The organism is Brenneria populi, from assembly GCF_036016195.1.
Taxonomy (GTDB): domain Bacteria; phylum Pseudomonadota; class Gammaproteobacteria; order Enterobacterales; family Enterobacteriaceae; genus Brenneria; species Brenneria populi.
Genome location: NZ_JAYWTM010000001.1, coordinates 48512 through 70629, shown reverse-complemented (window position 1 = coordinate 70629; position 22118 = coordinate 48512). Strand labels below are relative to the sequence as shown.

Annotated in this window: 18 protein-coding genes; 11 read left to right on the top strand and 7 right to left on the bottom strand. The window is 58.1% G+C overall.

Going from position 1 to position 22118, the window contains the following annotated elements; translation table 11 throughout:
- The first annotated feature begins 23 nt into the window (after nucleotides 1-23).
- The 5 genes from VSX58_RS00325 to VSX58_RS00305 all read left to right on the top strand — a co-directional run bounded on the left by VSX58_RS00325 (nucleotide 24) and on the right by VSX58_RS00305 (nucleotide 6563).
- Nucleotides 24-1058, top strand: coding sequence for an ABC transporter substrate-binding protein (locus VSX58_RS00325; RefSeq protein WP_327616301.1), 1035 nt, complete (start codon nucleotides 24-26; stop codon nucleotides 1056-1058).
- 174 nt (nucleotides 1059-1232) lie between these two features.
- Entirely contained in the window at nucleotides 1233-2336 is a 1104-nt protein-coding gene (locus VSX58_RS00320) for an ABC transporter ATP-binding protein (RefSeq protein ID WP_327616300.1), read from the top strand.
- Nucleotides 2333-3988: an ABC transporter permease gene (locus VSX58_RS00315; protein ID WP_327616299.1), complete on the top strand. Its 1656-nt coding sequence runs from the start codon at nucleotides 2333-2335 to the stop codon at nucleotides 3986-3988. Before VSX58_RS00320 ends, VSX58_RS00315 begins: the two co-directional genes overlap by 4 nt.
- An 87-nt stretch (nucleotides 3989-4075) precedes the next feature.
- Nucleotides 4076-5776: a sensor histidine kinase gene (locus tag VSX58_RS00310; RefSeq protein WP_327616298.1), complete on the top strand. Its 1701-nt coding sequence runs from the start codon at nucleotides 4076-4078 to the stop codon at nucleotides 5774-5776.
- Nucleotides 5769-6563, top strand: a complete 795-nt coding sequence (locus VSX58_RS00305) for a response regulator transcription factor (RefSeq protein WP_327616297.1) — start codon at nucleotides 5769-5771, stop codon at nucleotides 6561-6563. Before VSX58_RS00310 ends, VSX58_RS00305 begins: the two co-directional genes overlap by 8 nt.
- Nucleotides 6564-6583: 20 nt before the next feature.
- On the opposite strand, the gene VSX58_RS00300 is transcribed toward VSX58_RS00305, so the two are convergent.
- The 5 genes from VSX58_RS00300 to VSX58_RS00280 form a co-directional block, all read right to left on the bottom strand.
- A complete protein-coding gene (locus VSX58_RS00300; RefSeq protein ID WP_327616295.1) occupies nucleotides 6584-7123 on the bottom strand; it encodes a hypothetical protein in 540 nt (179 codons plus the stop codon).
- 14 nt (nucleotides 7124-7137) lie between these two features.
- A complete protein-coding gene (gene mmuM, locus VSX58_RS00295) occupies nucleotides 7138-8079 on the bottom strand; it encodes a homocysteine S-methyltransferase (protein WP_327616294.1) in 942 nt (313 codons plus the stop codon).
- Entirely contained in the window at nucleotides 8069-9484 is a 1416-nt protein-coding gene (mmuP, locus tag VSX58_RS00290; protein ID WP_327616293.1) for an S-methylmethionine permease, read from the bottom strand. The genes mmuM and mmuP overlap by 11 nt, the downstream gene beginning before the upstream one ends.
- Nucleotides 9485-9630: 146 nt before the next feature.
- Nucleotides 9631-10569, bottom strand: a complete 939-nt coding sequence (dusC, locus tag VSX58_RS00285) for a tRNA dihydrouridine(16) synthase DusC (protein WP_327616292.1) — start codon at nucleotides 10567-10569, stop codon at nucleotides 9631-9633.
- Between the two features lie 285 nt (nucleotides 10570-10854).
- Nucleotides 10855-12450, bottom strand: coding sequence for an ABC transporter substrate-binding protein (locus tag VSX58_RS00280; protein ID WP_327616290.1), 1596 nt, complete (start codon nucleotides 12448-12450; stop codon nucleotides 10855-10857).
- A gap of 161 nt (nucleotides 12451-12611) precedes the next feature.
- Between VSX58_RS00280 and pepT the strand changes: the two genes are divergently transcribed.
- Nucleotides 12612-13856 (top strand): peptidase T, encoded by a 1245-nt coding sequence (pepT, locus tag VSX58_RS00275; protein WP_327616289.1) that lies wholly within the window; start codon nucleotides 12612-12614, stop codon nucleotides 13854-13856.
- Here pepT and VSX58_RS00270 read toward each other — a convergent pair.
- The gene (locus VSX58_RS00270) at nucleotides 13845-14720 is read right to left on the bottom strand and encodes an AraC family transcriptional regulator (protein ID WP_327616288.1); all 876 of its coding nucleotides are present in this window, start codon (nucleotides 14718-14720) and stop codon (nucleotides 13845-13847) included. The genes pepT and VSX58_RS00270 overlap by 12 nt on opposite strands.
- A gap of 114 nt (nucleotides 14721-14834) precedes the next feature.
- Between VSX58_RS00270 and VSX58_RS00265 the strand changes: the two genes are divergently transcribed.
- Nucleotides 14835-15728 carry a DMT family transporter gene (locus VSX58_RS00265; protein ID WP_327616287.1) on the top strand — a complete coding sequence of 298 codons (894 nt, stop codon included), beginning with the start codon at nucleotides 14835-14837 and terminating at the stop codon, nucleotides 15726-15728.
- A gap of 94 nt (nucleotides 15729-15822) precedes the next feature.
- Here the strand turns inward: VSX58_RS00265 and rhlE are convergent, their stop codons facing one another.
- Nucleotides 15823-17193 (bottom strand): ATP-dependent RNA helicase RhlE, encoded by a 1371-nt coding sequence (gene rhlE, locus VSX58_RS00260; RefSeq protein WP_327616286.1) that lies wholly within the window; start codon nucleotides 17191-17193, stop codon nucleotides 15823-15825.
- 329 nt (nucleotides 17194-17522) lie between these two features.
- On the opposite strand from rhlE, the gene cecR reads away from it, so the two are divergent.
- The 4 genes from cecR to VSX58_RS00240 are packed head-to-tail and all read left to right on the top strand — an operon-like array spanning nucleotide 17523 to nucleotide 22109.
- Nucleotides 17523-18242, top strand: coding sequence for a transcriptional regulator CecR (cecR, locus tag VSX58_RS00255; protein WP_327615512.1), 720 nt, complete (start codon nucleotides 17523-17525; stop codon nucleotides 18240-18242).
- Entirely contained in the window at nucleotides 18235-19236 is a 1002-nt protein-coding gene (gene hlyD / locus VSX58_RS00250) for a secretion protein HlyD (protein WP_327616285.1), read from the top strand. Before cecR ends, hlyD begins: the two co-directional genes overlap by 8 nt.
- Nucleotides 19229-20971 (top strand): ATP-binding cassette domain-containing protein, encoded by a 1743-nt coding sequence (locus VSX58_RS00245; protein ID WP_327616284.1) that lies wholly within the window; start codon nucleotides 19229-19231, stop codon nucleotides 20969-20971. The genes hlyD and VSX58_RS00245 overlap by 8 nt, the downstream gene beginning before the upstream one ends.
- Nucleotides 20964-22109 (top strand): ABC transporter permease, encoded by a 1146-nt coding sequence (locus VSX58_RS00240; RefSeq protein ID WP_327616283.1) that lies wholly within the window; start codon nucleotides 20964-20966, stop codon nucleotides 22107-22109. The genes VSX58_RS00245 and VSX58_RS00240 overlap by 8 nt, the downstream gene beginning before the upstream one ends.
- Nucleotides 22110-22118 lie beyond the last annotated feature (9 nt).

Genomic DNA, 22118 nt, shown 5'->3' with positions numbered 1-22118 from the left:
CAAATAGGCAGGGGGAAAATTAAATGATGAAATGGTTAAGATGGTCGGTCATTGTCTCGTTATTAGTCGGTGTGCTGGTTGGCTGCGGAGACGAAAATTCCGATAAGAACGCGACGAAAGGGTCGAATAAACTGGTGGTCTATACCCCTAACAGCGAATCAATGATTAATGCGCTGGTTCCGTTATTTGAAAAACAAACCGGTATTACGGTCGAACTGGTTTCAGCCGGCAGCGGCGAACTGGTGAAACGCATCCGTTCAGAGAAAGGCAAACCCTACGCGGATGTGATGTTCGGCGGCGCTTTCGAACTGTTCACCGCCAATGCCGATCTATTCGAGAAGTATGTTTCTCCCAACGATCAATATCTGTTCGCTGGCCATCGCAACGCCAGCGGCATTATGACCGCCTATGTCTCTGACGGCAGCGTTATGCTGGTGAATACCAATCTGGCGGGCGATATTAAAATCGACAGTTATCAGGATCTGCTCAACCCGCAACTCAAAGGCAAAATTGCGATGGCGGACCCTGCCAATTCCAGTTCCGCTTTCCATCAGTTGACCAACATGCTGAAAGCCAAAGGCAACGATTATACCTCCGATGCCGGCTGGAACTATGTGGGCGGCTTGATCAAAAACCTGGACGGTAAAATCGCCGGCAGCTCCAGCAAAGCGCATAAAAGCGTAGCCGACGGCGAGTATACCGTCGCGCTGACCTATGAGGATCCGGCGGTCAGCTACGTGAAGGACGGCGCGCCGGTTCGCGTGGTTTACCCGACCGAGGGCGCAGTCTTCCTGGATGGCGTGGCGGGAATAGTCAAAGGCGCCCGGCATGAGGAGAACGCCAGGAAATTTATCGATTTCATCATCTCCAAAGAAGCCCAGGAAGCGCTTGGCTCGCAAACGACCAATCGACCGCTGCGCGCCGATGTACGGCCCGGAAAATATATGACGCCGATGACGGAAATAAAAACCATTGAAGAAGATATCTCTTATGTCAGCGCACATAAGAAAGAAATTATCGAAAAATATACCGAATTATTCACCAGTATTACCCGGTAGTCAGACATTATTAATGAAATAACCCGACTCGCCGGTTGGAAATAATCGCACCGGCAAGTCGGGAATATTCTCCGACATTTAAATATACGATAAATATATTCAGGTTGCAGAAATTCGGCCAGGATGCATGCAACTTGAAATATGACGCGTATAATCTGTAAAGCGGGTATTTATATGAGCGTTGCAATCTCTTTCCGTAATATCGTAAAAAAATATGGCGATACGACGATTATTCCCCAATTATCTCTCAATATTAAAGAAGGCGAGTTTTTTACTTTATTAGGGCCGTCGGGCTGCGGCAAGACCACGTTGCTGCGCATGATTGCCGGATTTAATAGCATCGAAGATGGCCAGCTGGCGTTTAATGAGCGCGTTATGAATCAAGTCGCGCCGGGTAAACGTAATATCGGGATGGTATTCCAGAATTACGCGATATTTCCCCATCTGAATGTGGCGCAAAATGTGGAATTCGGCTTGCGCAACCGACAGGTGGATAAAGCGGAAAGAGAGCATCGTGTGCGGGAAATACTGAAAGTCGTGCAAATCGAATCCTTCAGAGAGCGCATGCCGAAAAACCTGTCCGGCGGGCAGCAGCAGCGCGTGGCGCTGGCGCGCGCCATCGTGATTCGCCCGGACGTGCTGTTGATGGATGAGCCCTTATCCAATCTGGATGCGCAACTGCGCGTCGATATGCGCAACGCCATCAAGGCCATTCAGCATGAGGTGGGGATCACTACGGTCTATGTCACCCACGATCAGGAAGAAGCGATGGCGGTGTCCGATCGCATCGCGGTTATGAAATCCGGCGTGATTCAACAGGTAGGTTCGCCGCGCGAGATTTATCGGCGCCCCGCGAACCTGTTCGTCGCCACCTTTATCGGACGCACCAATATTGTCGAGGCGACGCTGAACGTCGGGGAAAACGGCGACGCGCTGCTGCGCATCGGCGATTATGCCGAACGCATTGCCGCGCCGCGCCTGAACATAGCGCCGAATTGCCGCGCCGAGGTCAAACTGTCCGTACGCCCGGAAGAGTTTATCTTCTCAACTGACGAAAGCGGATTAAGCGGCACGGTGGTGAGCGCTATTTTTCTTGGCTTGAACACCCATCTGAATATCGAGCTGGAAAACGGCCGACGGGTCGAGATTATTCAACAGTCCGGCGGCAACGGCGATATGGCGCCGGGAGAAAAGGTGCGTCTGAAAGTGAATACCGCGGCGATGAATATCTACGATGCCGCCGGTGAAATAAATTACACCAGGGAAACACGCTTATGAGTGCGAATACGCAGCGCCGGGATATCTGGACTTACATCACCTTGCTTATTTTTCTCGGCTACATTATTTTCCTTGCCCTGCCGCTGTTTACCATTTTGGTTAAAAGTTTTTTCGCCAGCGACAGCGGTGAATTCTCGCTGGCCTATTTCAGCAAATTCTTCGGCAAAGCCTATTATATGAATGCCGTGTGGAACAGCCTGAAGGTGACGGTCTGCGTCACGCTGCTGTCTATTCTGGCGGCCGGCCCGCTGGCCTGGATCATGTCCACGATTAACATCAAAGGCCGCGGCGCGATTCAGGTTCTGATTTTAATCTCGTCCATGTCCGCGCCCTTTATCGGCGCCTATGCGTGGATCCTGTTGCTGGGCAGAAGCGGCGTCGTCACCCGTTTTTTTCAGCGGCATCTGGGCGTCGAACTGCCGGATATTTACGGTTTTTCCGGTATTTTGCTGGTGCTCACCCTGCAACTATCGCCGTTGATATTCATGTATGTCGCGGGCGCGCTAAAAAACGTCGACCATTCACTGCTGGAAGCGGCGGAAAGCATGAATTGCACGGGCCTGCGCAAAATGTGGATCGTACTGATGCCGCTGATAACGCCGACCCTGCTGGCGGGCGGGCTGCTGGTGTTTATGCGCGCTTTTGCCGATTTCGGCACGCCGATGCTGATCGGCGAAGGTTACCGAACCGTGCCGGTTCTGATCTTTAATGAGTTTATCAGCGAAGTCGGCGGAGATGACGGTTTTGCCGCGGCCATCAGCGTCGTGGTGGTGCTGTTCACCATGGCGGTGTTTCTGTTGCAGAAATATATCGCTAACCGCAAATCGTATAGCATGAGCGCGCTCAACCCCATCGTCCCCGCGGATAAGCGCGGATTGGGCAATATCGCCGCGCATCTCTATGTCTATTTGTTTACGGCGGTGGCGATGATGCCGCAGCTCTATGTCGCCTATACGTCGTTTTTGAAAACCTCGGGCAAGATTTTCGTCGATGGCTATTCGCTGGACAGCTACCGCCTCGCCTTCACCCGGGTGGGCGACGCGATCGCCAATACGTTTTTACTGGCGATGGCGGCCATTATCCTGATTACGCTCATCGCCGTCCTGATCGCCTACGCCACGGTCAAACGCAAAGGGATGGTGGCGAACCTGCTGGATACCTTCACCATGATGCCTTACATCGTGCCGGGTTCTATTTTGGGTATCGCCCTGCTGTCGACTTTCAATCAGCCCCCGCTGTTGCTCAGCGGCACCGCCGCCATCATGATCGCGGCATTTGTGATTCGGCGTCTGCCGTATACCATTCGCTCCAGCGCGGCGGTACTGCATCAGGTCAATGACAGCATAGAAGAAGCGGCCATCAGCCTCGGCGCATCCACGATGAAAACGTTCTTTCGCATTACGGTGCCGATGATGATGTCGGGAGTGATCGCCGGCGCCATTTTGAGCTGGATCAGCATCATTACCGAGTTAAGCACCTCGATTATTCTCTATACCGGCGAGACGAAAACCATGACCGTGGCGATCTACACTGAAGTTGTGCGCGGCAATTACGGCGTGGCGGCGGCGCTATCGACGCTGCTGACGGCGACCACCGTCATATCGCTGCTGATCTTTTTCCGGCTGACGGGTAAAAAAGAGATCACGATGTAGGCCGCGCGTCCGGCCGGCGCCGCGCGCTGGCCGGATTGCCGCCCGATCATGGTGTACAATGACGCACGGCATAAAGGAGACGAAACGGTGGCGATATCCCCCAGGCATAATTTCAAAGATTCGATTCGGCGGATGTTCCTGCTGTATGCTTTTGTTCCTATCTTACTGTTGTTTATTCTTTTTTTAGCTTTTACCGTGGTGAATGCGCGCGTCACATTAAGCCAGCAAACGCGGGAGGCAGCCCGTTCGATCCGCGCCGCCCTGGACGACGCGTATCGGGCCTATGAATGGGAGATGGCGCGGATGAGCGCGCTTCCCGAGGTGATCGAATTTACCCGCTCCCGGCGCGACGGCCCGCGCGTATTCGAGCAGTTCTACAATTTCAACAACCGCCAGACGATCAAGAGCGTTATGCATCTGTTGAACGCCCAGGGCGATATTCTCGCCTCTTCCGCCAATCTTAGCCCCGAATCGGCGGACAATGCGCTGAAAGCCATCGCGCAACGCATGTTCAGAAACCGGCAATCGGCGCTCACCGAAACCAACCATATTCGCTTTTCCCATGACCGCTACACCGTATACACCCTGGCCCACGATATCCGTGAAAATGGGCAGGTCATCGGCTATTTGCTCTACCAACTGTACGAAGCGGATATGCAGAAACAGATTTTCGTCCGCAACAATGAAATCGCGATTGTCGCCGATCGGCATAACACCATTATCGCAACCACCAATAACATCGTGCGGGGGCCGCTCAATAAGCTGACGCTGGAGCGGGAAAACGGCGAAATCGTCATCAATAACGGACGCTATCGCAGCAGCGAAACCGTGGTCCCGTCGGCGGACTGGCATATCTATACGCTGAATGCCGTCCAGTTGATGAATTCCACCTATCTGTCGCTAATCATATTTTTCACCGTCGCCAGCCTGCTGCTACTGTTGCTGATCCAATTTCTGGCGCGGGCGATTGCGGCGCGCCACACCCAGGCTATCGATAAACTCATTTATGCGGTCGGCGAATTGCAGGCCGGCAATATGCGCGCTTATGTTCATCTCAATACCGGCGACGAGTTTGAACTGCTAGCCGACCAGTACAACGCCATGCTCACCCGGCTCAACGACTTGCTGACGCGCAACGAGGAGCTGTCCAAACTACGCAGCATGACGGAAGTGAAGCATCTTCAGTCTCAGTTCCACCCGCACTTTATCTTCAACGTGCTGGAAACGCTGCGTTATGCCATCGTCATCGATCGCGATCTGGCGCAGCAAATGGTGTTGCTGATGTCCAGACTGCTGCGCTACAGCATCAGCACGGAAAGCGACACGGTTATCCTAAAAGACGATCTGAATTACGTTGAGGACTACTTAAAACTGCAGCATATGCGTTTTCGCGATCGCCTGGGCTACACGATTAACGTCGGTAAAGAGGCGATGAATGCCCGCGTGCCGCGGCTGATGTTACAGGCGGTTATCGAGAATTCGATTAAATACGGCTACCAGCAAAAAGAGACGCTTTATATCGCCGTTAACGGTGATATGGTGGGAACCGACGTGCTGATTGAAGTCACGGACAATGGCGGCGGCATGAGTGAAGCACGGCTGCGCGCCGTGCGACGCACGCTGTCGGAGGCGAGTAATCAGACCCCGCATATCGGCCTGTACAACCTGCACCGCCGCCTGACGCTAATCTACGGCGATCGTTACGGCCTTAGCATCGACAGCCGCGCCGGGGAAAGCACGACCGTCAGAATCACCCTTCCCCGCGGAAAGGAGAGCTCGCATGTTTAAAGTGCTGCTGGTTGAAGACGAGGAAATGATCCGTAAAGGTCTACGCTATACCTTCGACTGGCTGGCGGCGGGCTGTATCGTGGTGGGCGAAGCGGAAAACGGCGAGTCCGGGCTGCATTACATCCGCACGCTGCAACCGGATATCGTGGTGGTGGATATCAATATGCCGTTGATGAATGGCATTTCGATGATCGAACGCAGCGAGCAGAACGCCGCCGTTTGCAGCTACATCATCCTGTCCGGCTATGACGAGTTCGGTCTGGCGAAACAGGCGATCCGCCTCGGAGTCACGGAATATTTGCTTAAACCGCTCGATCAGGAACAGCTCGCCGACGCGTTGGAACGGGCAAAACGGCAGATAGAAATCAAACAGCGCTATGCCGCAATGCTGAATGCCGCGTCGTCCGGCGATGAAGATATCCAGACTTCATTAATGAAACTGCCGCATCACACCTCGCATTATGTGGCGAAGGCGATTGAGTACATCCAGGAAAACTACGCGGCGAAAATCTCCATTAACGATCTGGTGACGCGGCTTAGCATCAGCGCGGCCTACCTGAACCGTAAATTCAAAAACGAAACCACCTATACGTTCAATGATTTTCTGAACCGCTACCGCATCGGCCGGGCGATGGATCTGCTGAAACGCGGCGATCGCAAAATCTACCTTATCGCTTCCGACGTTGGTTTTAAGGATTACAAATATTTTATCGCCATCTTTAGAAAATACGCCGACTGCACGCCAGGACAGTATCAGGAACGGTTCGGTTCGCGGCATGCGAATTAAGCGCCGCGCTTCACCTTTCGTCAGGCCGTCGCGAATATCCGCGCGTCATCAAAACCGTGATGATGCATAAATTCACGCAGGATCAGCAAACCGGCGCAAAAATCGCTGTCCAGCGGAATGCCTTCCCAGGCGGCGGGGCTGCCCAGCATCACCCGTTCCAGGCGTTTAAAGGTCTGTTCCATATTATCCAGCGGCAGCAGCCAGCCGTCGGGCGTTTCCTGGCCGCCGGAAAGCCGGGCGATGGCCGCCAGCGCCGGATCGAAAGAAAACAGCGCTGAGGCCGGCGGAAGATCGCGGCGGACCGCCATCACCTCATCTTCAACGCGCATAATCGCCAGTTCCATTTCATCCGGCGTGGGGGGAAGGTGTTTGAAAAAGGTTTCCGCCGTCTTTTGGCGGCCCAGCGGCAGATGGAGAACGGCCTGCGGCGCCGCGCCCGTTCCGCAGACCACGGTGGTTTGCCGTGCGCCGATGGACAGCAGCGTCGCGGGCGCGCCCTGCTCGATTTGCCGCCGTAGCTGTTCATACTGCCGGCGCGCGTCGGCATCGATATCCGTCATCTCTTCCCCTTGCTTCACGCCGGCCGGCAGCCGCGGGCGATACCGGCGATGTCCGCCGGCGTTGTCCGGCAGCAGCCGCCGATCAATTTGGCGCCGGCCGCCCGCCATTGCGGTAAATGCGCCGCCAGGGAGCAGGCGTCGGAGGCCGGGCTGTCCCAGGTTTTGCTGAGCGCATCGTAGTGCTCGCCCGAGTTCGGATACGCCACCAGCGGCAGCGAGGTCTCGGCGGACAGCTGGGTTAACGCCTCGGTCACGCTCTCCAGCGCGATGCAGTTGACGCCGACGGCGGCGACCTGCGGACAGCGGTTCAGCACGCGCAAAACCGCTTTCAACGGCGTGCCGTCGCTCAAATGGCCGCTATCGCGCAGCGTAAAGGAGAACCAGGCGAACGCCTGCGGAAATTCCTGCAGCAGTTCGACCAGCGCCTTGATTTCAGCGAACGACGGCAGCGTCTCACAGGCCAGAATATCCACGCCGGCGTCGAGCAGCGCCGCGATGCGCGGACGGTGGAAAGCCATCATCTCCGCCTGCGGCAGCGCGTAATCGCCGCGGTATTCCGAACCGTCCGCCAGATAGGCGCCGTACGGCCCCACCGATCCGGCGATCAGCAGCGTTCCGGCCTGCGGGTGGCTGCGACGGTACTCGTCGCGCGCCTGGGCCGCCAGCCGCACGCTTTTTTCAATCAGCGCCAGCGACTGCCGTTCGTCGAGCCCGCGGGCTTTAAACCCCTGCGGGGTCGCCTGGTAGCTGGCGGTAATGGCGCACTGCGCGCCGGCATTAAAATAGTCGAGGTGCACCTGGTAAATCAGCGAGGGGTTTTCAATCAACACCTTCGCCGACCAGAGCGGATCGGTCAGATCGCACCCCCGCGCTTCCAGCTCCGTAGCCAGTGCGCCATCCAGCACAATCGTCGACGCCGTCGCCAGCATTTCAGCCACAGGATTGCTACGCGCCATCTTCCGCTCCTTTAGAGAATTCACGTTGTTGCACCCGTTTAGTGAAATAATAAGCGCCGTAACATAAAGCGACAAACGGTATTCCGCACCACAGCGCAATTCTCTGTTCCGGATCAAAAGCCAGCCCGATACAGGCCAACAGGCAAAGCGCGAAGCCGAGAAGCGGCGTGAACGGGAACCAGGGCGCGCGGTACTGCAGATCCGCGAGCGGCAGCCCGTCGCGCAGATAACGGCGCCGGAAGGCGTAGTGAGACGCGCAGATACTCAGCCACACCGCCACCACGGCGAACCCGGAAATGGCCGACAGCGCCACATACACCGTATCCGGCGCCACCACGCTGGAAAACAGCGCCAGCAGCCCGCCGAGCATGCTGACGGAAATGGCGAACAGCGGAATACCGCGGCGCGTCAGGCGCGCAAAACAGGCCGGCAGCGTCCGTTCGTTCGATAACGACCACAGCATGCGGCCCGACGCATAGAGCCCGGAATTGGCGGCGGAGAGGATGGCGGTAAGAATCACGAAGTTAAAGATGTCCGCCGCATAGGGAATACCGATTTTCTCGAACACCATCACAAACGGGCTTTTGATAATGCCCGCCTGCTCCATCGGCAGCATCGCCGCCAGCACCACCACGGTGCCGATAAAGAAAATCACCAGCCGCGCCACCGTGGTGCGGATCGCCATGGGGATGACTTTTTGCGGATTTTCCGTTTCCCCGGCGGCGATGCCGATCAGCTCCGTGCCGGAAAACGCGAAGTTAACCGCCACCATGGTCATCAATATCGGCAGGCCGCCGTGCGGGAACCACCCCGAGACGGTGATATTGCTAAAAAAAGGCGCCGGCGAACCGTCCGTCAGCGGAATAAAACCGAACATCGCGCCCGCGCCCAGAATGATAAACGCCAGAATGGTGACCACTTTGATCAGCGAAAACCAAAACTCGCCCTCGGCGAAAAAGCGCGAAGAGATGACATTCAGCAAGAATATCAGCGCGCAGAACAACAGACACCAGATCCAGACCGGCACCTGCGGGAACCAGTATTGCATGCAAAAACCGGCTGCGGTAAGGCTGGATCCCAGCGCCACCGTCCAGGTCAGCCAGTAGAGCCAGGCGACGGCATAGCCGGTGGCCGGGCCGAGGTAGCGCGCGGCATAAACATGGAAAGCGCCGGTTTCCGGCATGGCGACCGACAGCTCACCGAGACTCAGCATCACCAGATACACCACCAGCGCGCCAATCAGGTAGGCCAATAGCGTACCCGCCGCGCCGGTGGTGGAAATGATATAACCGGTATTGAAAAAGAGCCCGGTGCCGATAACGCCGCCGAGTGAAAGCATAACCAGATGACGCGCTTTCATCGTCCGCTTGAATTGTCCTGTCGAGCCGGCTTTGCGATGTTCCATCCTACCCCTTGCCTATTATAGACGTCTAAACTTCCAGACCGATGGAGCGTTATACCGCTAAATCATCCGAAAAGCAAAGACGCCGCCGGGCAAAGGCGCTGATTAGCCGGAATCTAAACCGAGAGGAACGACCGGCGATAGCGCGGTTAATCCCGGATGTTGCCGATCGCGCGGGCGATATCGGCCGAGGTTTTCAGCGCGCGAATCTCGCTAAACAGCGACGCGGCCTCGCGATACTCCTTACGCAGATAGCCCAGCCACTGTTTGATACGGGCGACATGGTACAGACCGGTATCGCCCTGTTTTTCCAGCCGGACGTATTTTCGCAGCAGCGCCGCCACCTCCGCCCACGGCATACGCGGCTCATGATACTTTATCACCCGGCTCAGGTTCGGCACGTTAAGCGCCCCGCGCCCGATCATGATGGCGTCGCAGCCGGTGGCCGCCAGACACGCCTGCGCGCTTTGCCAGTCCCAGATCTCGCCGTTGGCGATCACCGGAATAGCCAAACGGCGGCGAATTTCGCCGATGGCCAGCCAGTTAATGCGCTCCGCCCGGTAGCCGTCCTCCTTGGTGCGCCCGTGTACCGTTAACTCCGTCGCCCCCGCCTGCTGCGCGGCATCGGCGATCTCAAACTGACGGGCCGGCGAATCCCAGCCGAGACGCACTTTGACCGTCACCGGCAGATGCGCCGGCACCGCCTCGCGCATCGCTTTGGCGCCCTGATAAATCAGTTCGGGATCTTTGAGCAATGTCGCCCCGCCGCCGCTGCCGTTGACCAGCTTAGACGGACAGCCGCAGTTCAGATCGACGCCGTAGGATCCCAGCTCAACCGCCCGATAGGCGTTTTCGGCCAGCCATTGCGGATATTGCCCCAGCAGTTGGACGCGCACCGGCGTGCCGGACGGCGTTCGGCTGGCATGGCGTAATTCCGGGCATAAGCGGTAGAAGGATTTAACCGGCAGGCGCCGATCGACCACCCGCAAAAATTCGGTGATGCACAGATCGTAATCGTTGACTTCGGTCAGAAGCTCCCGCACCAGTGAGTCGAGAACCCCTTCCATCGGGGCAAGCAGAACACGCATAACGCTACTCGGTCAGCAAAACAGGCCAGTAAAAAGCAGGCAATGGTACTAATGCCGCTCGTTTAAGCATCGAGATACACGGGGCGACCACCGGGGTGAGGCGTCCCTACGGGAACCTCCCCCGGTGTTTCCCCTAAAAATCGGCTTAAGTGACCAGCAGTCGGCAATGGTACTGTTCAATGTAGGGGATACGCAACGGAAAAGAGATGGGGATGAGGCGAATTCCCCATCCCCGCGGTCGACCCGCCTTTTCGGCTTTTCAGCGTAAGCGCGCGGCGGCTTACCTTACTTTTTCACATCGACCTGATAGAAGATATGTTTGCCGAAGGGATCGATCTCGTATCCGGTCACCTCTTTACGCACCGGCTCAAAAATCGTGGAGTGGGCGATCATCACCGCCGGCGCCTGCTCGTGCATGATGCGCTGCGCCTGTTTGTACAGTTCGATGCGTTTATTATGATCCTGGGAAGTACGGGCTTCGGTAATCACCCGATCAAACGGGGCGTAGCACCATTTCGCCGAGTTGGAGCCGCCGTTGGCGGAAGTGCAGCTAAACAGCGGCCCGAAGAAGTTGTCCGGATCGCCGGTCGCGGTGGTCCAGCCCATCAGCGCCGCCTGATGTTCGCCGTCTTTCACCCGCTTCAGGTATTCCCCCCACTCGAAGCTGACGATTTTGGCGCTTACGCCGACTTTCGCCCAGTCCGCCTGAATCATCTCCGCCATACGGCGCGCGTTCGGGTTGTACGGGCGCTGAACCGGCATCGCCCACAGATCGATGGTCGAGCCTTCGGGCAAACCGGCCTCCTTCAGCAGGGCTTTGGCCTTTTGCGGATCGTAGTCGTAATCTTTCAGATCCTCGTCGGCGCTCCATACGCCCGGCGGCAGCAGATTTTTCGCCGCCGTGCCGGTGCCCTGGAACACGGCGTCGATAATCGCCGATTTATTGATCGCCATCGTCAGCGCCTGACGCACTTTGACGTTATCCAACGGCGCCTTCTGGGTATTGAAGGCCAGAAAGCCGGTATTCAGCCCGGATTTCTGCATCAGGGCGATATCCGGGTTTTCCCTCATGCGCGGCAGATCGGCCGGATTGGGGAACGGCATCGCCTGACACTCATTCTTCTCCAGCTTGGCATAGCGCACGGAAGCGTCCGGCGTAATGGAAAAAATCAGGCGATCCAGCTTGGCCTTGCCCTGCCAGTATTCAGGAAACGCTTTATACAGAATGCGCGAATCCTTCTGATACTGCGCCAGCTCAAACGGCCCGGTGCCGATCGGCGTCATATCGACGCGCTCCGGCGTTCCCGCTTTCAGCATCGCGTCCGCGTATTCCGCAGACAGTATCGAGGCGAAATACCAGGCTAAATCCGCCAGGAAAGGCGCTTCGGCGTGAGCCAGGGTAAAACGCACCGTATGATCATCGAGCTTTTCGATGTTTTTAATCAGCGAACCGAATTCCAGGCTTGCAAAATTGGAGTAGGTACCTTTCGAGACGTTGTGATACGGATGCTGAGGATCTTTCTGCCTCATAAACGAGAAGATAACGTCATCGGCGTCGAAATCACGCGTGGGTTTGAAATATTTATTACTTTGAAACTTCACCCCTTTACGTAGATGAAAAGTATAAACCGTGCCGTCTTCGCTGATATCCCAACGCTCCGCCAGGCTGGGAATTAGCTCCGTGGTGCCCACTTTGAAATCGACCAGCCGGTTATAAACCGGCACGGCGCTGGCGTCTACGCTGGTGCCCGAGGTATACAGCTGCGGATTAAAGTTCTCCGGCGAACCTTCCGAACAAAAGACCAGTGTGTTAGCCGAAGCGGCCGAAGCCGCCGCTAACGTCAGTGCCGACAGCGTTAACCGCATCGCCAAACTTTTCATCCCAACCCTCTCTTGTTATCGACTCACGACCCCGATGAAGCAACACCATCGCCAGATACAGACCGGCATACGGCATCATCAAATGGACATAGGTGATTAACAAATAACATAATTAGGCTACGATATAAAACTCCCGCGAAATGAAGAATAAAGGATGCGCTATGACCCACAACCTGGCCGGTCAGCTAAGCCGGCGCTTTTATCGCTATCTCGCCGTGAGCAGCCAAAGCGACGCCGCCTCTTCGCTTTTACCCAGCACGCCCGGGCAGCACGACATGGCGAAAATGCTGGCGGAAGAGCTGCATAAGCTCGGGCTGAAAAATATCGTTATCGATGAGCACGCCACCGTCACCGCGCTCAAGCCGGGCAACCGTCCCGGCGCGCCGCGTATCGGCTTTATTACGCATATTGATACCGTCGATGTCGGTTTGTCGCCCCATATTCACCCGCAGACCCTGCGTTTTACCGGTGAGGATCTCTGCCTGAACCGCGAGCGGGACATTTGGCTGCGCACCGCGGAGCACCCGGAAATTATGGCGTATGTCGGCCAGGATATTATTTTCAGCGACGGCACCAGCGTGCTCGGCGCCGACAACAAAGCCGCCGTCACGGTGGTCATGACGCTGCTGGAAAACCTCGCCGATGAGACGCCGCACGGCGATATCGCGGTGGCGTTTGTGCCGGACGAAGAGATCGGCCTGCGCGGCGCGAAGGCGCTGGATCTTAAACGCTTTGCCGTCGATTTCGCCTACACCATTGACTGCTGCGAGCTGGGGGAAGTGGTGTATGAGAACTTCAATGCCGCCGCCGCCGAAATCCGTTTTACCGGCGTGAGCGCACACCCGATGTCGGCGAAAGGCGTGCTGGTCAACCCGCTGCTGATGGCGCACGACTTTATCAGCCATTTCGACCGCCGGCAGACGCCGGAGCACACCGACGGGCGTCAGGGCTACGTCTGGTTTAATGAGCTGACGGCGAACGCCAACGAAGCGAGGCTGAAAGCGTCCATTCGGGATTTCGATCTGGCGGAGTTTGCACGACGCAAGCGGCAGATCGCCGATACCGCGGAGAAAATCGGCCGCCAGTATCCCAGCGGCAAAGTGACATTTACCCTCAGCGATACCTACGGCAACATCAGTAACGCCATTACCGGCGATCGCCGCGCCATCGATCTGCTGTTCGCCGCGCTGGATAAGCTGGCGATCCAGCCGAAAGTCACCCCCATGCGCGGCGGCACGGACGGCGCCGCGCTCTCCGCGAAAGGCCTTCTGACGCCGAATTTCTTTACCGGCGCGCACAATTTCCATTCGCGATTCGAGTTCCTGCCTATCCCGTCGTTTGTAAAATCGTACCAGGTGGCGCTGAACCTGTGCCTGCTGGCCGCCGGCGACGCCTCAGCGCAGTAGCGTCCGGCGTAGCGCGGAAGGCGTCATTCCACGCTCGCTTTTAAAGCGATGGCTAAAGTGGCTGGCGGAGCTGAATCCGCAAATCAGCGCAATCTCGGTTATCGGCAGCACACCCTGACGCAGCATCTCTTCCGCCCGCGCCAAGCGCCGCGTCAGGATATACTGATGCGGCGCCATGCCCTCGCTCTGGCGGAACATGCGAGCGAAATGAAACTCGCTCAGCCCGGCTTCCGCCGCCAGTTCGGCCAGCGTCAAGGAGTCGCCAAGCCGGTTTTCCATCATCTCTTTTACCCGGCGCAGCGCCGCCGGCGCCAGGCCGCCGCGCACCTCCGGCAGCGCCCACCGCAGCTGGGTATACTCTCTTAACGTGTGGATCATCAACAGCGTGGCCGCGCTGCTCAACACCAGTTGGTTAGCCGGATCCTTCCAGCTGTTGTTGAGTAAAAACTGGCGGTAGAGCGTGGTGATCTGCCGGTCCTCGCTGAATACCCGCTCTTCCGTACGAATCGAGGCCGGGCTGCGATCCCAGGTTTGCTCCGCTAATCGACGAAAATGATTATCGTCGCAGTAAAGATGAACGAAAGAGAGGTCGCCGCGGATATCCCAGGTTGAAACGCTGTCTTTCGGCATCAGGCAGAAACGATCGGGACCGCCGCCGTTGTGCCAACCATCCGACGTTTTGTGATAACACTCGTAGCCGTCGGCGATATACAGACTGATGGTGTGATGATCGGTGTTCTCCATGGTGACGCAGTCATGGCGGTTAGACCATGACGCCAAACGTACCCCGGAACCCAGTTCAACGGTATCCCGCAGCACCGTCTTATACCGCTGCAGCGAACTGAACGCTTTATACTGGTGCATCGCCCCTTCCTCGCCAATAAACCGCAAGATTATGTTATTCAGCGCAAGCCGCTGAAAGCCGAAGCCGGAGCAACATCGCATACTGGCAGCCGTGATGCATATCGGAGTCTGCCAATGAACATATTGCTTTATCTTTCCGTGGTGCTGATTTGGGGCACCACCTGGATCGCCATCAGCCTGCAGCAGGGGAGCGTGGCCGCCGAAGTCTCCATCTTTTGGCGCTTTTTGCTGTCGTCCGTCATTTTACTGGCCTTCCTGGCGCTGACGAAACGTCTTCACCCGCTCTCCCGGCGGGCGCACCTGCTGTGTATGCTTCAGGGATTATGCGTATTCGGCATTAACTTTATCTGTTTTTATCACGCTATCGCCTGGATTTCGAGCGGATTAGAGTCGGTCATTTTCTCCATGGCGGTGCTGTTCAACGCCTTCAATAGCCGATTGTTCTTCGGCCAGCGCCTGAGCGTCAACGTGATGCTCGCCGCGCCGCTGGGATTGATCGGCATTGCGGCGCTGTTCTGGCACGATTTGATCAACATGGAGGCGCAGCCGCATTTGCTGCTGGGCGCCGGGCTCTGCTTGCTGGGCACCTACTGCTTCTCGCTGGGCAATATGATCAGTTCCCAGCATCAGCGGCAGGGCCGCGACGTGATGACCACCAACGGATGGGGGATGTTCTACGGCGCGCTGTGGATGGGGGCGCTCAGTTTGTTTCAGGGGTATGATTTCGCGCCGGAAACGACCGCCCGCTACCTCGCTTCGCTGTTCTATCTGGCGCTGTTCGGTTCGGTTATCGCTTTCGGGGCTTACTTCAGTCTGGTCGGGCGTATCGGCGCCAGCCAGGCCGCCTACGCAACGCTATTATTTCCGCCGATCGCGCTGTCCGTCTCAACCCTGTTTGAAGATTATCACTGGCGGCTTAATGCGGTGATCGGATTACTTTTGATCCTGACGGGCAACGCGGTGATGTTTTACCGCCCGCGCCGGCAGGCGAGATGCGCGGCGAAATAGACGGCAGGGGAAACGCCGGGGTGAGGCTCACCCCGGCGTTTCCCCGTGTATCTCGATCTTAAACGACCGGCGTTAGCCAACAGGCTCCCTACCGTTATTTACCCGCCGGCTTGCCGCGGTTTTGCGGACGCGACGCGCGACGCTGCCCTTCGCCGTTGCCGCCGGCACGACGCGGCTGACGCGCGCCGTCGCCGGTTTGGCGATCGCCCTGACCGCGATCCGAGCGGCCGCGCGGAGAAGCGGACTGGCCGCGCGCTCCGCCGTTACGGGAGCCGCCGCCGCGATTGCCCTGGCGGCCGTTAACGATCGGCTCGGCCTTGATCGACGGATCCGGCTCATAGCCCGGCACGGCAATCCGCGGGATCTCGCGCTTAAGCAACCGTTCGATATCGCGCAACAGTTTGTGCTCATCCACGCACACCAGCGACAGCGCTTCCCCGGTGGACGCCGCGCGGCCGGTGCGGCCGATACGGTGTACGTAATCTTCCGGCACGTTCGGCAGCTCATAGTTCACCACGTGCGGCAGCTGGTCGATATCCAGACCGCGGGCGGCGATATCGGTCGCCACCAGCACGCGAATGGTGCCGTCTTTAAAGTTGGCCAGCGCACGGGTACGCGCCCCCTGGCTTTTATTGCCGTGAATAGCGGCGGCGGTAATGCCGTCTTTTTCCAGCAGTTCGGCCAGGTGATTGGCGCCGTGTTTAGTGCGGGTAAACACCAGCACCTGCCGCCAGTTATTTTCGCCGATCAGCTGGGATAACAGCTCGCGCTTACGGCGCTTGTCGACGAAATGCACGTGCTGAGTCACCAGCTCCGAAGGCGTGTTGCGGCGTACCACTTCAACCGACGCCGGATTGTCCAGCAGTTTGCTCGCCAGCGTTTTAATCTCATCGGAGAAGGTGGCGGAGAACAGCAGATTCTGACGCTTAGCCGGCAGTTTCGCCAGTACGCGGCGGATATCGTGAATAAAGCCCATATCCAGCATACGGTCCGCTTCATCCAGCACCAGAATTTCGATCTGCGAGAGATCGACGGCGTTCTGGTGTTCCAGATCGAGCAAACGGCCCGGCGTGGCGACCAGAATATCGACGCCGCCGCGCAGCTTCATCATCTGCGGGTTGATGCTGACGCCGCCGAACACCACCAGGGAGCGCAGGCGCAGATATTTGCTGTAGGCCTGTACGTTTTCGCCAATTTGCGCCGCCAGTTCGCGGGTCGGCGTCAGAATCAGCGCCCGAACCGGGCGGCGTCCTTTCGCCGCCGGCGCGCCGGCGCTCAGCAACTGCAATAAAGGCAGCGTGAAACCGGCGGTTTTGCCGGTGCCGGTTTGCGCGCTGGCCATTAAATCGCGGCCGGCCAGCACCACGGGGATCGCCTGCTGCTGTACGGGCGTAGGTTCACGATAGCCCTGTTCTTCAACAGCACGCAGGATATCGGCGCTCAGGCCGAGAGAATCAAATGACATAATAGAGAACAACTCCAGATCCGCCCTGACCGGATAACAGCCGGTGTAGTTTTCAGAGGGATAATCAGACGGGTTTGCCGGGCCGCCATCAACGCAACAATAACGACATAAGCAACAACCACGATGAACGGACACAACTACGGTGCGTAACTGCCGGCGATTGTAGCAGAGATTGCCAAAGTTAAGAAATTTTTATCTGCGCGCCGCAGAGGCGATTATTCGCACCGGCACGGCGGCATAAAAGCCGTTTTTGTGATCGATGTCGCTAAAAATACTCAAAATGAGCCTAAAGTTAATCATCTGATTGATTAACTTTTTTAAGCCGGCCTATGACCAATAAATCCGCGCCCTCCTCTTCCAGCCGCAGCGATCAAACGCGGCAACAGCTGATCAACGCCGCGCTGGAGGTCTTCGCCGAATATGGACCGCACTCTGCCACCACCCGCGATATCGCCCGCCGCGCCGGGCAGAATATCGCCGCCATCGCCTATCACTTTCAGTCCAAGGAGGGGTTATATCTGGCGGCCGCCGGCTGGATCGCCGACTATATTGGTCAGACCTACCGTCCGCTGGTGACGGAAGTCGATGCGTTTATGCGACTTGCGCCGCAGCGGCAGCCGCCGGAGCAGTTGATGGATTATATTCGCCGCGCCATCCTGACGTTCAGCCGCCTGATGACCCGCACGGAAACGCTGAACCTAAGCCGCATCATATTCCGCGAACAGCTCTCGCCGACGGACGCCTACCCGATTATCCATCGGCAGGTTATCGAACCCATGCACCGGTTATTAACGACGCTGATCGCGCGCTATACCGGAATGGACCCAAACCATCCCAAGGTTATCGTGCATACCCATGCGCTGATCGGCGAGGCGTTTTCCTTTCGCGCCGCCAGGGAAACCATCCGCTGGCGCGCCGGCTGGAAAGAGATCGGCAACGAAGAAACGACGCTCATTCAGCAAGTCCTGATGGAACATCTTGACATTCTCCTCAACGGACTGCGGGACAACCATACCCGACAAATACAGGAATCATTGCGTGATGAATAAGAAAAAACTGGCTTTTGCTATCGTTATCATCGTCCTGATTGCGGCGGCCGTTTATGGCGCGATCCAATACCGCCAGCAGCAGGAAAAACCCTTGACGCTCTACGGCAATGTCGATATTCGTTCGGTCAACCTGGCGTTCCGCGTCGGCGGGCGGCTGGAGGAGTTGAAGGTGGACGAAGGCGACGCTATCCAGCCGGGCCAGCGGTTGGCCGCTCTGGACAGCGCGCCCTATCAAAACGCGCTCCGTCAGGCGCAGGCCAACGTCGCCAGCGCCAAAGCGCAGTTGGATCTGCTGCGGGAAGGGTATCGCCGCGAAGAGATCGAACAGGTGCGCGCCCAACTGGTGCAAAGCCAGGCGGCTTACGACTACGCCGACAGCTTCTACCGCCGCCAGCAAGGGCTGTGGAGCAAACGGACTATCTCCGCCGATGCGCTGGAAGATGCCAAAACCACGCGTAATCAGGCGTTAGCGACCCTGCAGGGCGCCAAAGATAAGATGAAACAGTACCAAAACGGCAACCGTCCGCAGGAGATCGCCGCCGCGCAGGCGACGCTGGCCCAGGCTGAGGCCGCCCAGGCGCAGGCTGAACTGGATCTGCGGGATACCGAGCTGACCTCCCCCTCCGCCGGCGTCATTCTGACCCGGGCGGTGGAAAACGGCAGCATGTTGAGCGCCGGCGGTACGGTCTTTACCCTGTCGTTGACCCATCCCGTCTGGGTGCGCGCCTACATTAGCGAAAAAGATTTGGGCCGCGCCGTGCCGGGCAACCGCATTCTGGTATATACCGACGGCAGACCGGAGACGCCCTATCACGGCCAAATCGGCTTTGTCTCCTCCAGCGCCGAATTCACGCCGAAAAGCGTAGAGACCGAAGATCTGCGCACCGATCTGGTCTACCGCCTGCGTATCGTGGTTAACGACGCCGATGAGCACCTGCGCCAGGGAATGCCGGTGACGCTGCGTTTCTCTCAGGACGCCTCCGGCCATGAATGACACCGGCGCGCGCATCGAGATAACAGCGCTGGAAAAACGCTTTCCGGGACAGGATAAGCCCGCGCTGGCCAGTCTGAGCGGACAAATCCAGCCCGGCGCCGTCACCGGGCTGGTCGGCCCGGACGGGGCGGGCAAAACCACGCTGCTGCGCATGCTGGCCGGTTTATTAACCCCCAGCGGCGGCGGCGTGCGGGTGGCGGGCCTCGACCCCATCAGGCAGGATCGGCAACTCCACGCCATCCTGGGGTATATGCCGCAAAAATTCGGGCTGTATGAAGACCTGACGGTGCTGGAAAACCTGAATCTGTACGCCGACCTGCGCGGCATCACCGGCGCCGCGCGAAAAGAAACCTTCGTTCGGCTGCTGTCGTTCACCGATCTGACCCGTTTTACCGCCCGGCTGGCCGGCAAACTCTCCGGCGGGATGAAGCAGAAGCTGGGACTGGCCTGCACGCTGCTGGGACAGCCGAAAGTGTTGCTGCTGGACGAGCCCGGCGTCGGCGTCGATCCCATCTCCCGCCGCGAGCTGTGGCGTATGGTGCATGAGTTGGCCGATGAAGGCATGCTGATCGTATGGAGCACCTCCTACCTGGATGAAGCGGAGCAATGTCGGGATATTCTGCTGCTTAATGAAGGAGAACAGCTTTACCGCGGCGAACCCCGGGAGCTGACGGAAAAAATGACCGGCCGCTGCGTACTGGTCGGCGCCCGCGGCGCAAGCCACCGCAAACTGTTGCAGCGCGCCCTGCGCCAGCCGCAGGTTAGCGACGGCGTTATCCAGGGGCAGTATGTGCGGCTGATCCTCAAACCCGACGCGGACCGCAAGGCGCTGCTGTCGGCGCTGGCATTGCCCGCGGAGAGCATGACGGAGACCGAGCCGCGTTTTGAGGATGCGTTTATCGATCTGCTGGGCGGCGGCCCGGCCAGCGAATCCTCGCTGGCGAAAATCATGCCGGTAATTGAGATCGATGGCGAGGAAACGGTGATCGAAGCCCGTCAACTGACGAAAAAGTTCGGCGACTTCGCCGCCACCGACCACGTCAGCTTCAAGGTGCGGCGCGGCGAAATTTTCGGCCTGCTCGGCCCCAACGGCGCGGGGAAGTCCACCACGTTCAAGATGATGTGCGGCCTGCTGGTGCCGACGGACGGCAGGGCGCTGGTGCTGGATATGGATCTGAAAACCAGCTCCGGCAAAGCGCGCCAGCATTTGGGCTATATGGCGCAGAAGTTTTCGCTGTACGGCAACCTGACGGTGGAGCAGAACCTGCGCTTCTTCTCCGGCGTATACGGCCTGCAGGGCGCGGCGCAGCGGGACAAAATGGCCGCGATGGAGAAAGCGTTCAATTTCCAGCCGATTTACCACCAAACGCCCGACGCGCTGCCGCTGGGCTTCAAACAGCGCCTGGCGCTGGCCTGCGCCCTTATGCACGAGCCGGATATTCTGTTCCTGGATGAACCGACTTCCGGCGTCGACCCCCTCACCCGCCGGGAGTTCTGGATCCATATCAACGGCATGGTGAACAAAGGCGTGACGGTCATGGTGACCACCCACTTTATGGATGAAGCCGAATACTGCGACCGCATCGGGCTGGTGTATCACGGCAAGCTGATCGCCGCCGGCACGCCGGACGACCTAAAGCAAAAGGCCGCCGACGAGCAGACCCCGTCCCCCACCATGGAACAGGCCTTTATTACGCTGATCCAAGACTATGACCGGGAGCACAATCATGGATAACCGGCAAGAGAGCACCCGCTTTTCCTGGCGTCGTCTGCGCGCGCTATGCCTGAAAGAGACGCGGCAAATCCTGCGCGACCCGAGCAGCGGGCTGATCGCCTTCGTCATCCCCATGCTGCTGCTGTTTATCTTCGGCTACGGCATCAACCTTGATTCCAGCCGCCTGCGCGTCGGTATTCTGATCGAGCAGCAAAGCGAAGACGCGCTGGATCTGGCGGCGGCATTCGGCGCGTCGCCCTTTATCTCCCCGACCGTCGGCGACAATCGCCAACAGCTTATCCAGATGATGCAGGCCGGCCGCATCCGCGGGCTGATTGTGATTCCGGTTAATTTCGCCGAACAGATGGCGCGCGCCTCGGTTAGCGCCCCCATTCAGGTGATCACCGACGGCTCCGAGCCCAACACCGCCAACTTCGTGCAGGCCTATGCGCAGGGAATATGGCTTATCTGGCAGCAGCAGCGCGCCGGCGACGACGGCCAGACGTTCAGCCAATTAATCGAGGTGCAGCAGCGTTACTGGTTCAACCCCGCCGCCATCAGCCAGCACTTTATCGTGCCCGGCGCCATCACCATCATCATGACCGTTATCGGCGCGATCTTGACCTCGCTGGTGATAGCCCGCGAATGGGAGCGCGGCACCATGGAGGCGCTGCTCTCCACGCAGGTGACCCGGGCCGAACTGCTGCTGGCGAAGCTCATCCCCTACTACGTTCTCGGCATGATCGCCATGGTGCTGTGCGTGGCGGTCGCCCGGTTCGTTATGCAGGTGCCGTACCGCGGTTCGCTGCTGATACTGTTCGGCATCAGCAGCCTGTTTCTCGCCAGCACGCTGGGGATGGGGCTGCTGATTTCCACGCTGACGAAAAACCAGTTCAACGCCGCCATGATGGCGCTGAATATCGGATTCCTGCCCGCCGTGATGCTCTCCGGCTTTATTTTTGAAATCGACAGCATGCCGGCGCCGGTGCGGGCCGTCTCCTATCTGATTCCCGCGCGTTACTTCGTCAGTACGCTGCAGACGCTGTTTCTGGCGGGCAATATCGCCAGCGTGCTGTTTATCAACCTGCTGTTTCTTATCGCCTCCGCCGCGGTATTCATCGGCATCACCGCCTGGAAAACCCAGCGCAGACTGGACTAGGGAGCCAAC